Origin of the sequence: Mucilaginibacter sp. (assembly GCF_964263795.1) — a bacterium.
Classification (GTDB): Bacteria; Bacteroidota; Bacteroidia; order Sphingobacteriales; family Sphingobacteriaceae; genus Mucilaginibacter.
Window position 1 is genome coordinate 63,316 of the sequence record NZ_CAXVWK010000055.1, and the last position, 13,763, is coordinate 77,078.

General features: G+C 45.0%; 7 protein-coding genes. All 7 read left to right on the plus strand.

The window, feature by feature from the left end; translation table 11 throughout:
* Nucleotides 1-21 precede the first annotated feature (21 nt).
* The 7 genes from ACE5CV_RS09400 (at nt 22) to sprA (ending at nt 13,762) form a co-directional block, all read left to right on the plus strand.
* A complete protein-coding gene (locus tag ACE5CV_RS09400) occupies nt 22-480 on the plus strand; it encodes a twin-arginine translocase TatA/TatE family subunit (protein ID WP_374949911.1) in 459 nt (152 codons plus the stop codon).
* Nucleotides 481-517: 37 nt separating this feature from the next.
* Nucleotides 518-706, plus strand: a complete 189-nt coding sequence (gene tatA / locus ACE5CV_RS09405; RefSeq protein ID WP_374949912.1) for a twin-arginine translocase TatA/TatE family subunit — start codon at nt 518-520, stop codon at nt 704-706.
* A 98-nt stretch (nt 707-804) separates the two neighbouring features.
* Complete coding sequence (gene gatA, locus ACE5CV_RS09410; protein ID WP_374949913.1) at nt 805-2,229, plus strand: Asp-tRNA(Asn)/Glu-tRNA(Gln) amidotransferase subunit GatA; 1,425 nt, start codon at nt 805-807, stop codon at nt 2,227-2,229.
* A gap of 59 nt (nt 2,230-2,288) precedes the next feature.
* The gene (locus tag ACE5CV_RS09415) at nt 2,289-3,551 is read left to right on the plus strand and encodes a transglycosylase SLT domain-containing protein (RefSeq protein ID WP_374949914.1); all 1,263 of its coding nucleotides are present in this window, start codon (nt 2,289-2,291) and stop codon (nt 3,549-3,551) included.
* 108 nt (nt 3,552-3,659) lie between these two features.
* A complete protein-coding gene (locus ACE5CV_RS09420) occupies nt 3,660-5,957 on the plus strand; it encodes an NADP-dependent malic enzyme (RefSeq protein ID WP_374949915.1) in 2,298 nt (765 codons plus the stop codon).
* 11 nt (nt 5,958-5,968) lie between these two features.
* A complete protein-coding gene (ruvA, locus tag ACE5CV_RS09425; protein WP_374949916.1) occupies nt 5,969-6,553 on the plus strand; it encodes a Holliday junction branch migration protein RuvA in 585 nt (194 codons plus the stop codon).
* A 21-nt stretch (nt 6,554-6,574) separates the two neighbouring features.
* Nucleotides 6,575-13,762, plus strand: a complete 7,188-nt coding sequence (gene sprA / locus ACE5CV_RS09430) for a cell surface protein SprA (protein WP_374949917.1) — start codon at nt 6,575-6,577, stop codon at nt 13,760-13,762.
* Nucleotide 13,763 lies beyond the last annotated feature (1 nt).

Consider the following 13,763-nt stretch of genomic DNA (forward strand, 5'->3'; position numbering starts at 1 on the left):
GTAACTTTAATTATTACCGGAATGTTAGGTACAGTTTTTTTATTTTTGAATATAGGTGGCGGCGAAATGATATTGATCGTGTTTGCTGCACTGATGCTGTTTGGGGGCGAAAAACTTCCGGAACTTGCGCGTGGGTTAGGTAAGGGCATCCGTGATTTTAAGGATGCATCTGAAGATGTTAAGCGCGAGATCAACAACCAGATCAACAACTACGAGGAAAAGAAAACTGAACCGCAAAAAAGCTTAGAAGAAGAAAAGTTACAGGGATACGAACCGGTTGCCGGTACATTGCCTGCTTTTGAAGGCCATTCCGCCACAGATGCTATTGAGGAGACCGAGTTGCAAAATCCGGAAGCGCCTGAGACTTATGAGGACACACAATTAAAGCACCCGGTAACAGGCCATTATGATAGCCCGGCTGCGGAGCAGGTTACACAGGAAAAGCCGGAACAAAAAACCACCATTGAGCAATACAAGTAGTCATAAAATATTAACATAACATAAAATTTAAATCATCATGGGTGGATTAGGCGCACCAGAAATTATTCTGATCATCGTTGCAATATTAATTATGTTCGGCGGTAAAAAAATTCCTGAACTAATGAAAGGTTTGGGCAAAGGTGTAAAAGAATTCAAAGACGCGCAAAACGGTGAAACCAACACCGCCAGCACTACAACGTCTGCAGAAGATAAACCTAAGGTTTAGTCTTTACAATATTAATGCGGTCATAATGGCCGTATAGCTTATAAACTTATCTGTTGAAATATTTATGCTTCAACGGATAAGTTTTTTATTTTTAGCCCATGTCTATACATTATTCCTCTTATAGCGAGATTAAGAGCGGACTGCAAAATGGGGAGATCACGGCTGAAACCCTGGTACAGGGTTACCTGCAGCAAATTACAACACATACACGGTTAAATGTATTTAACGAAGTTTTTGATCAGGAAGCCACCGCCGCCGCAAAAGCTGTAGATGCTAAAATAAAAGCCGGTACCGCGGGTAAACTGGCGGGGATGGTTATCGCTATAAAAGATAACATCTGTTATAAAGATCATAAGGTTACAGCATCTTCAAAGATCCTGGAGAACTTTACTTCTATCTATTCATCAACAATAGTTGAGCGTTTACTTGCAGAAGATGCCATAATTATAGGCCGTTGTAATTGCGATGAATTTGCGATGGGTGCCGCTAACGAAAATTCGTATTTTGGTGCTGTTAAGAATTTTGCGGATGAAACAAGGGTATCGGGTGGCTCATCGGGCGGCTCGGCAGTGGCGGTACAGGCGCGTATGTGCCATGCAGCCATTGGTACAGATACCGGCGGCTCCGTTAGGCAGCCGGCAGCCTTTTGCGGCGTTGTAGGGCTTAAACCTACTTACGGGCGTATTTCCAGGTATGGTATAATCTCATACGCTTCCTCTTTTGATCAGGTGGGCACACTTACTCATTCAGTAGAAGATGCAGCCCTGCTTTTACAAGTAATGGCGGGTGCCGATGAATTCGACAGCACATTATCTCATCAGCCGGTTCCGGAATTCACAGTCGACGGTAAACAGCCAAGCAAAAAGAAAATTGCTTATCTGCAAAAGGCCTTGTCCAGCCCGGGAGTTGACGCTGAGGTGAAAAGCGGCCTTGTCGAAGCCATTGAAAAATTACGGGCAGATGGCCACGAGGTAAAACCGATCTCTTTCGATTATCTGGATTACCTGGTCCCTACTTATTACATTCTTGCAATGGCCGAGGCATCGTCAAATCTGGCACGTTATGATGGCGTACATTATGGCTATCGCAGCCCTAATGCAACTGATTTAGAGTCGACTTATAAGCTTTCCCGGTCAGAGGGGTTTGGTAAGGAAGTGAAGCGCCGGATTATGCTTGGTACCTTTGTGCTTAGCGCCGGCTATTACGATGCTTATTACGCCAAGGCCCAAAAGGTACGCCGTTTAATCCGTAATAAAACCAACGAGCTGTTAGAAGAGTTTGATTTTATACTAACCCCAACCGCTCCTGAGCCGGCGTTCAGTATCGGTAAAGAGGAGAAAGACCCGGTTGTTACTTACCTATACGATATTTTTACAGTGCAGGCGTCGCTGGCAGGTTTGCCGGCAATTTCTTTACCGGTAGGCAATAACAGCAAAGGTTTGCCGTTAGGTTTGCAGTTATTATCCAAAGCCTTTTCCGAAACCGAACTGTTAAATTTTTCAGAATATTTCCTGAAGCTATAGCAAATCAGTATTTTAGCGTAACCTATTGCCTCCTCGAAATTATTTTTTTGACGTAAAGTATGAAGAGACTGTTTACTTTTATTATTTGTATTCTTTTACTGCAAATAGTTAAAGCCAATGCTGCCACCACGTTTCAAAACGCAAAACCGCTGATCGACCTTGCCGATACTACAGTATTGTTACCTGTTGCACAGGTGCCGGTATCCATTTACCAGAACGTGATCTTTAAACGGCGGTTAGATTCTATCCAAAAGGATGTCCCTTTAGACTATAATGAGTTTGTACAGGGTTACATTGATAACTACATGGGCCGGCGTGACGAGATGAGCCGCATCCTGGGACTGACTAAATATTACTTCCCCATTTATGAAAAGGCGTTCCGCGAGGTTGGTATCCCTGACGAAATAAAGTATCTTTCGATAGTGGAATCGGCTTTAAACCCTAATGCTGTTTCAAGAGTTGGCGCTGCCGGCCCATGGCAATTTATGAGCGAAACAGCTAAGATCTACGGGCTTAAAATGAACGATTATGTGGATGAGCGCCGTGATCCGGTACAGGCAAGCTACGCTGCAGCGGCCTATTTAAAAGATGCTTACCAGCAATTTGGCGACTGGCTGTTAGCAATCGCCTCATATAATTGTGGTAAAAGCAATGTCGAAAAAGCGTTGGAACGCACAGGTGCGCACGATTACTGGTCTATCCGGCAGTACCTTCCTGCAGAGACTCGGGGCTATGTGCCAGCATACATCGCAGTAAGCTATGTAATGAATTATTATAAAAGACATAACCTGACAACCTACGCAAGCAGCATAAGCACCCAAACGGATACCGTTACGGTAAAAAAATATGTGCCGATGAGTAAAATTGCTCAGGCATTGGGCATCAGCCTTAAAGATATCAGCGTTTTAAACCCTTCTTACCGCATGTCCGTCATAAATGGCACTGATAAAGCGCCGCGTAAGTTGGTCATTCCCCAAACTATTAAAGAGCGTTACGCTGCACTTAATACTGTTTTAAATAATCCGGAAGGGCCGGTACCGGTAGTCAATGTTCCGGTTTACACTGCGTCTGTTCAGCAAAGGCAAATTGTTGCATCAGGGCAGGCTAATGGCGTTGGTTACACGCAGGGCAACCCAGCGGTACCCGGCGCGCCGCATTTTGTTCCAGCCTATCATACCACGCAAAAAGGCGATACATTTACCTCTATTGCAGCAAAGTATGGCGTTAATGTAGATGAACTGCTAAAACTAAATGTAGAATTTGGTAACAGCAAAACAGTTCACCTGCAACCCGGCCTAACAGTGAAAGTAACAAAGGGTTAAAGAGATATTTTACTAAGCCCGGTTTTGATGTAATTCGAAGCCGGGCTTTTTTATTGCCCGGTTTCGTAAAAAGTAATGTAATTTTGGGCGCTTGAATTTGAGAGAACCATGAATAAAACCAATCGTAAACAGGAAGCCTTAAATTACCACTCAAAAGGCCGCCCCGGTAAAATACAGGTAGTGCCAACCAAACCTACCAATTCACAACGCGATCTTACAATGGCTTACTCGCCTGGTGTGGCCGAGCCCTGCCTGCGTATAGCAGAAAATGTAGACGACGTGTATAAATATACTGCTAAGGGAAACTTAGTTGCAGTGATAAGTAATGGTACTGCGGTGTTGGGCCTGGGCAACATTGGCCCCGAGGCCAGTAAGCCGGTAATGGAAGGTAAAGGCCTGCTGTTTAAGATCTACGCGGATATTGATGTGTTCGATTTGGAGGTGAATGCTAAATCGGTAGATGAGTTTGTTAACATAGTTAAAGCGCTTGAGCCAACTTTTGGCGGCGTTAACCTGGAGGATATATCTGCACCAACCTGTTTCGAAATCGAGCGCAGGCTAAAGGCGGAGATGAAGATTCCCGTAATGCATGATGATCAGCATGGTACGGCTATAATATCCGGCGCTGCGCTGATGAACGCCTGCGAAATTCAGGGTAAAAAGCTGGACAAAATAAAAATGGTAGTGAACGGTGCAGGTGCTGCAGCTGTGTCATGTACTAAAATGTACCTTTCATTAGGGGTAAAAAAAGAGAACCTGGTAATGTTTGATATAAACGGCCTGCTTACACCAGACCGTACCGATCTTGACGAAATGCGCCTGCAATTTGCAACACATCGTACAGATATTACCACTTTGGCTGATGCCATGAAAAACGCCGATGTATTTGTTGGCCTGTCGGCAGGTAATGTGGTTACACCGGCAATGCTGGTAAGCATGGCTAAAAATCCAATTGTTTTTGCCATGGCTAATCCCGAGCCAGAGATCAACTACGACATTGCCATCGCTGCCCGTAAGGATATCATCATGGCAACCGGCCGTTCTGATTTCCCTAACCAGGTAAACAACGTTTTGGGTTTCCCGTACATATTCCGTGGTGCTCTGGATGTTAGGGCGACTGCAATTAACGAAGAGATGAAGATCGCAGCGGTACATGCCATCGCCGAAATGGCCAAAAGGCCTGTCCCAGAAGCTGTGAACATGGCTTACAACATCACCAACCTTAAATTTGGCCGCGATTACATCATCCCTAAACCGATGGATCAGCGGTTGATAACAGAAGTGTCATCGGCTGTGGCAAGGGCGGCAATGGAATCGGGCGTGGCGCGTAAAGCCATTACAGATTGGGATGCATATAACGAAGAACTTTTGTCGCGCTTGGGCAATAACAATAAGTTAATGCGCGATATTACCAATAAAGCCAAGCAGGAGCCAAAACGTGTGGTTTTTGCCGAGGCAGATACCTATAAGATATTGCGTGCCGCGCAGATTGTTAAAGATGAAGGCATCGCTATTCCTATTCTTTTAGGAAATATCCAAAAAATTAAACAGATCATCAAGGATAATGAATTGGAGCTTGATGATGTGGAAATGATTGATACCCGCGACGATTGCGAACGGTCGCATGAATTTGCAGAGTTTTTATTTAAAAAGCGCCAGCGCCGTGGTATTACCATGCTTGAGGCAAAAAAGCTCATCATTGACCGTAATTATTACGGCGCATGCATGGTTCAGTTTGGCGAAGCTGATGCACTGATCTCCGGCCTGACAAAAAATTATGTATCGACCATTAAACCTGCACTTCAGATCATCGGTACTGAAGAAGGCGTAAGCAGAGTGGCGGGTATGTATTTAATGATAACTGAAAAAGGCCCGGTATTTTTTGGAGATACCACCGTGAACGTAAACCCAACAACGCAGGAACTGGTAGATATAACCGTATTGGTGGAGCGTTCGGTTACCCGCTTCAATATTAAACCAAGGGTAGCGTTACTCTCATATTCTAATTTTGGTTCTAACGAAGGCGAGATCCCTGAAAAGACGCGCGAAGCAGTACGGATCTTACATGATAAATATCCTAATATGGTAGTAGATGGCGAGATGCAGGCAAACTTTGCTTTAAACTCATCATTACTGAAAGAGAATTTTGAATTCTCAACATTAAATGGCAGCCCGGCCAACACTTTGATTTTCCCTACGCTCGAGGCCGGTAACATTGCTTATAAGCTGTTGCAGGAAATTGGCGGTGCCGAGGCAGTTGGCCCTATCCTGTTAGGTTTAAAGAAACCGGTACATGTACTTCAATTAGGCAGTTCGGTACGCGAAATTGTAAACATGGTGACTATCGCCGTTATTGATGCGCAGGCCAAAGCCCGTGACGCGCAGGCAAAAACTAAAAAGAAATAAATCTTATATACATGTACGATTATATTGATGGTAAATTAGCATTTAAAAGCCCCGCCCATGTTGTTATAGATGCGGGTGGGGTTGGTTATTACATTAATATATCGCTTAACACCTACTCCCAAATAGCTGAGGGCGAGCACTGTAAGCTTTTTGTTTGGCTGCATGTGAAAGAGGATGCACACACCCTTTATGGTTTTGCTACAGAGGGCGAGCGCAGGCTTTTTCAGCATTTGATCTCCATATCCGGTATTGGCCCCAATACCGGCCGCATGATGCTCTCATCTATCACCCCTGCCGAGATCCAGGCGGCAATTGTACAGGGCAATGTTGCGCTTATTCAGCGCATAAAAGGCATTGGCCCTAAGTCGGCACAACGGATAATTTTAGAATTGCAGGATAAGCTCCGCAAAGAAGGCCCGGATACCCTTACCGTGATGCCTGCATCTGCGACTGTTAAGGACGAAGCATTAGCAGCACTGGTTATGTTGGGCTTTGTGCGCAACAATGCAGAGAAAGTTCTGGATCAGGAAATTGCAAAATATAGCGGCGTTTTAACCGTTGAACAGTTAATTAAGTTCGCGTTAAAAAGCTTATAATTACCTACAATTTTTTGCCCCTTGATTAGACTCTCTACTTATAGTATATGTATAGGTATTTTATTTATTGCTGCATTTTGCGGGGTAGGGAAGGTGTATGCACAACAAACGCCGGTTACCGGTACGTCCCCGGCAAACAAGCCAGGGCAAACTACGCAGCAACCGCTAAATAGTACACCGGGCAACAGATCGCTGCCGGGGATACGACCTGCCCTTACAAAGCAAGCCGCTGCGCCCGCAACATCAACGGTAAAACCGCAATCGGCGCGGGATACCCTGCCTCCTGTAAAAGCAACGCCTAAACTATCCAAAACAAAAAATCAGCAGATACGGGAAGGTAACTTTCTGTTCGACCCACCAGGGTTGATCCGAACGGTAGAATATGATCCGCTTACCAATATGTACATTTTGTATGAACGTGTAGGTAACTTATTATATCGTGCGCCGCAGTATTTAACATTTATGCAGTACCTGGAATTGCAGCAAAAAGGGTTAAAGCGCGATTATTTTAAACAACTGGCAGATAATTATGCGTATGATTCGCAGCAGGAAGGTTTTATTCCGCAGTTTAAGGTGCGCAGCAAAACGTTCGAGCAGATCTTCGGTAGCTCGGTGATCGATATCCGCCCGCAAGGCTCGGCAGAGGTGATTTTAGCCGGGCAGGTAAATAGCAATCAAAACCCGCTTTTTAATACCCGTCAGCGCAAACAGTTTAATTTTAATTTCGATCAGCGTATCCAGCTTAATGTAACAGGTAACATTGGCGATAAATTAAAAATCTCTACCAACTACAATACCGAAGCCCAATTCCAATTCGAGAACCAGATTAAACTGGACTATACCGGTCATCCGGACGAGATCATCCAGAAAATTGAGGCAGGTACGGTTAGTTTGCCGCTCAATACCACATTAATAAGCGGCAGCCAGGCACTATTTGGTGTAAAAACCAAATTGAAATTTGGCAAGCTGGATGTAACAAGTATATTTTCGCAGCAACGGTCACAGTCAAAAAATATTACCATTACAAATGGCTCGCAGCAGGGATACATCAATCTCACGCCGGCGGACTACGAATCTAACAAGCATTATTTTTTGTCGCAGTATTTCCGCAACAATTACAATCGGGCGCTGGCTAACATTCCTATTATAAGCTCCAATATCAATATTACTAAAATTGAAGTATGGACGACCAACCGTACCAATGTTACTACTGATTCGCGCGATATCATCGCATTTCTTGATCTCGGGGAAAACCGTCCTTATAATGGCACTTTGATACAGGGTGGTGCAGGCTTCAGCGGCTTACCCGCAGGTTTCCGGGGGCCAGGTTTTGTGCAGCAATCTAACTCGCTGCTACAAAATTTACCACCGGGAGCACGTGTGACAAATTCAAATGATGTGGCCAATTATTTCAGGGCAACAGGGGCAACAGACAACTATTCTAAATTAACCTACGCCCGCAAATTGGTGCAGGGTAAGGAGTACAATTTATCGCCACAGTTGGGATACATCTCGCTGAACTATCCGTTAAATAATGATGAAGTGCTGGCAGTGGCTTATCAGTACTCCTACAACGGGCAAACCTTCCAGGTTGGTGAGTTTAGCAGCGATGTTGCGGTTGACCCTGCAACACCAAAAGCGTTGTTTGTAAAATTGCTGAAGAATGAATTACTAAAAACCAATCTGCCCACCTGGGACCTGATGATGAAAAACATTTACACCACAGGTGCATTCCAGATCAGCCCGACTAATTTTAAGCTGAACATTAGCCGGCTGGATGATAAATCGGGGATCGAAAAAACGATAATGGACGAGGGGCAGAACACCAAAAGCAAGCGCTGGCTACAACTTACGGGGTTGGATAACCTGGATCAGCAAAATGCGAAAAATCCTGATGGTTATTTCGACTTTTTGGAAGGTATTACCATCGATTCGCAAAACGGGCGTATTATGTTCCCGGTGCTGGAGCCTTTTGGTAGCGATCTTGCCCGGCAGTTTACCACAGGCGAGGCAGACCTTGCTAATCGTTACGTGTATCAGCCCTTGTATGATTCTACAAAGACCATCGCCCAGCAATTTTTTCCTAAGCTTAACCGATACCTAATCAAAGGCACTTATACCTCGCAAGGTGGGTCAGAGTATCAGTTAAATGCCGTTAATATTCCGCAAGGCTCTGTTGTGGTAACTGCCGGTACGCTAAAACTACAGGAAGGTACCGATTATACTATCGATTACAGCGCCGGCCGTATCCGTGTGCTTAATCAGGCGTTGTTACAATCCGGGCAGCCCATCAACATCAAGCTGGAAAATAATGAGTTGTTCGGAGTGCAGCAAAAATCATTCTACGGCTCCAGGTTTGATTATCGGGTGAACCCCAAACTGGCACTTGGCGCAACTATCATGCACCTTACCGAACAACCCATCACCCAAAACGAAATTGTTGGCGAAGAGTCTATCTCCAATACCATCTGGGGGGCTGATGTCAATTACAGTTCCGAGTCGCGTTTCTTAACCAAATTGGTTGACAAAATCCCATTTATTAACACTAAAGCACCATCAACCGTAAACTTTAGCGGCGAGTTTGCCAAATTGATGCCGGGCAGCCCGGGTGCGCTCAACTTTGCCGGTTCAAAAAACGGAACCTCTTATTTAGATGATTTTGAAAACAGCCGATCTATCATCGATATCAAAAGCGCCATAAACTGGCAAATTGCTGGTACGCCGCAAATGTTCCCGGAGGCACAGTCTTTTAATGATCTGAGCTATGGCTTTAACCGCGCCCGTCTGGCTTTTTACAACATCGACCCTATTTTCTACACCAGCTCAAACTCTATTGGTATTAATCGCGCTGAACTATCTAACCATTACGTACGGCAAATTATTGAGCAGGAAGTGTTTCCATACAAGCAATCGGTTACCGGGCAGCCATTAAGCCTTCCTACATTAAACCTTGCTTTTTATCCAACCATACGCGGCCAGTATAACTATGCTACCACCGGTATAAATAGCGATGGTACACTGCAAAACCCGCGTAACCGCTGGGGAGGTATCTTCCGAAAATTAGAGACTAATGACTTTGAATCGCTAAATGTAGGCTACATCGAATTCTGGATGATGGATCCGTTCATTTACAAACCTGCATCCGCCGGAGGTGATCTGTATTTTAACCTTGGTAGTGTGTCTGAAGATATTTTGAAGGACGGGCGCAAAAGCCTGGAGAACAGCCTGCCGGTTGATGGCAGCACTGATAAAACAGATGAAACCGTTTGGGGCCGGGTATCCAAGCTGCAGCCGGTGATCAATGCTTTCGACAACAACCCGGATGCCCGCAGGCTGCAGGATGTAGGCTTGGATGGCTTAAACGATGTAGGTGAGAACACTAAATTCTCGGCCTTTGTAGCGCAGGCCAAAGCGGTACTAAGTCCATCGGCCGCTAGTACGCTTACAACCGATCCTTCGTCTGATAATTACCAGTATTACCAGGGTCCTGATCTGGATGCCTCCCGTGCGGGGATCCTTGACCGTTACGGCAGGTACAACGGTACCGAAGGCAACTCTAAAACGGCCGAGCAATCGCAGGCGGAGTTGGGGCTGCAAACCTCCGCATCAACATCACTGCCGGATGGCGAAGATATTAACCGCGACAACAACATGAGCCAAACGGACGAGTATTACCAATATCGCGTATCGGTGCGGCCGCAGGATATGGTTATCGGCCAAAATTTTATCAGCGATAAGGTAACATCGCAAGTTAAGCTCGCAAATGGCACCACCCAGGCTGTTACGTGGTACCAGTTCCGCATACCTATTAATGATTATCAGAGTAAAGTGGGCAACATCCAGGACTTTAAGGCTATCCGGTTTATGCGGATGTTTATGACCAATTTTGCCGATACATCGGTATTACGCTTTGCAACCCTGCAGTTAGTACGGAGCGAGTGGCGAACGTTTAACGCCGAAAATAACCCGGCTAACATAATAGTTGATCCGGCCATTGCCAACCCGGTTATAGATAACTCAAACCTGGATGTGCAGGCCGTAAATATTGAGGAGAATGGTAACCGTACGCCGATACCGTACGTGGTGCCACCAGGCATAAACCGCCAGCGTAACTACAATAACCTGCAAACCGATACCCGCTTAAACGAGCAATCTTTGTCGCTCAATGTAACCCAGCTGCGCGATGGATATTCGAGGGCTGCATTCCGTACTTTTTATAACGACCTGCGGTCATACAAAAAGATCCAGATGTTTATCCATGCTGAGGGTGACCAGTTGAGGGATAATGATTTAAATGCTTTTGTGCGTTTGGGGGTAGATTATCAGGATAACTATTACGAATACGAGGTTCCATTAAGTATTACCCAGCCCGGCACCCGCGACCCGGATGCCATTTGGCCCGCAAACAACGAGCTTAACCTTACACTATCCATTTTAACAGATGCCAAGCTGGCCCGTAACAATGCAAAACTCAACGGCCAGCCATGGCCCTTTACCGTACCTTTTACTTACACCGACGGCCAAAACAAAGTAACTATAAAGGGCCAGCCCGATTTAAGCCGCCTGCGTGCCATTATGCTGGGTGTGCGTAACCCATACCGCCCTAACCGGCCGGGCGATGATGGCTTAGATAAGTCTGGTACTGTTTGGTTTGATGAATTGCGCCTTACAGATTTTGACCAGCGCGGCGGATGGGCGGCAACGGCCAGGTTTGACGCCGCCCTGGCCGATTTTGGTAACGTAACCGTTGCCGGCAGTAAAAGTACTATTGGTTTTGGTACAATAGACTCAAGGGTAAGCGACCGCAGCCGCAGCGATAATCAGGTTATTGACGTAAGCGGTAGTTTAGAACTGGGTAAGTTTTTCCCGGAAAAGAGCGGTATCCGCATCCCGGCTTACGTAAATTATTCTACACAAAAAAGTACGCCCCAATATGATCCCGGCTCACCGGATGTTGAACTAAAAAAATCTTTAGCGGCAGCGCCCACCACCAAGGCTCGCGATTCAATTAAGAATGTTACGGTAGATTATACCGTGCGTAAAAGCATCAATTTTACCAACGTACATAAAGAGCGTACCAATCCTACAGCCAATAATCATATTTGGGACGTAGAAAATTTTAGCGCTACCTACGCCTATACGGAATATCAGCACCATGATTTTATTGTTGAAAATGATTTTTCGAAAACATATCGGGTAGCGCTGGCTTACAACTATGCTAATCAGCCTAAGTATTACACCCCTTTAGCCAAACGCATCAAGAGCAACTTATTAGCATTGGCACGTGATTTTAATTACAGCCTGCTGCCATCGCGCTTAAATTTCAGCATCAACTTTGATCGTTTTTATTCAGAAAATACCCTTCGCAATAACGATCCCAACAACTTTATACCTATACCAACCAGTTTTAACAAAAACTTTAATATTACCCGTGTTTATGGTATCGGCTGGAATTTATCCAAATCGCTGCAGATGGATATAGATGCCACCAACCTTTCAGTAGTGGATGAGCCGGCCGGCCGTATCAATGGCTTAAAGCGCGATACCCTTTGGGACAACTTAAAAAGGCTTGGCCGCACTACCAACTACAACCACACTATTAACTTTAACTATACTACTCCGATCAACAAGATACCCGGGCTGGATTGGACAGCACTATTGGCACGTTACAGCACCCACTTTAACTGGCAAACACAGCCTGAATTCGCCATTAATAATCCTGCGTATGATATAGGTAACAGCATCCAGAACTCGCGCAGTATACAGCTTAACCCAACACTTAATTTTAACGGCCTGTACAACAAATTCAGGGGATTGCGCAAAAACAGTAATACCGACCAGGGCGGCATAGGTAAATTTTTCTTGAGGATACTTACCGGTATAAAAAATATAAATGGTACCTATACCCGTACCGAAGGGACGTTTTTACCCGGCTATCTGCCGCAATCTAACCTGTTTGGGCAGGATCTTACGTATGATGCGCCCGGTATCGGTTTCTTGTTAGGCAGTCAGGCCGATCTGCGCAACAAGGCTATTGCCAATGGTTGGATAACTACCGATACGTTGCAAAATCAATTGTACGTTAAAACCTTTAATGAAGATATCCGGCTGCGCAGTATAATTGAACCCTTCAGGGACCTGCGGATAGAACTGATAGGCTTTCGTGCACAAGACAAAAATTACCAAACCAATTTTAAATACCTGTCCACAACTAACTCTATTGAAAACTCAAGCCCGGTTACATCTGGTACGTACAGCGTTTCCATACTATCTATTGCTACGGCCTTTTCAAAAAATACAGGCATTAATAATTCATCAGATGTTTTCCGTCAATTTTTAGCTAACAGGCAGGTTATTTCACAAAAACTCGGTCAAACCAATCCAAATTCAGGCGGGACAAACAGCGGTTATGCCGATGGGTACGGCCCTAATGCGCAAAATGTGCTGGTACCGGCTTTCCTGGCGGCGTACACCGGTAAAAGTGCGTCGTCATCCAGTTTAAATCAGTTTCCAAATATACCTATCCCCAACTGGCAGATCACTTATAACGGCCTCAGTAAGCTGCCATTTTTTAATGACCTGTTCGATTCTTTTGATGTAAAGCATGGCTACAGATCGTCCTACAATGTTAACAGCTACACTACATTGCTGCAGTATCAGGAAAACGCCGGTAAGGTAAGTTCAAGAGATATAAATAACGACTTTCTGCCGTTTTACCAATTTTCGCAAGTAAGCATCTTTGAGCAGTTTGTGCCGTTATTTGGTGCCGATGTGCGCTTTAAAAACAGCATGACGGCCAATTTTGAATACCGCAAAACCCGTGCGTTGAGCCTGAGTTTGCTTAACAGCCAACTGGCGCAGCAAAATGAAAATATTTTGGTGTTTGGATTTGGTTACCGGCCAAAAAACTTCCGGATGCCGTTTGGCTTATTTGGTACAGGGGCACGTACCAATAACGATGTGAATTTTAAACTGGATGTTGCTGTGCGGGATAACAAGACCCTTATATACCGGGCAGATATCGAAGCTGCCGAAATCTCATCCGGCGCTAAGAATATTACACTAAGGCCGGCTATAGATTATGTGATAAACCAGCGGTTTAATCTTAATTTGTTTTACGATAGCAATATCACTAAGCCTTACACCTCACAAACATTTAATACAGCGTTCACAAACTTTGGTATCAATTTAAAATTGCTGTTACAGTAAT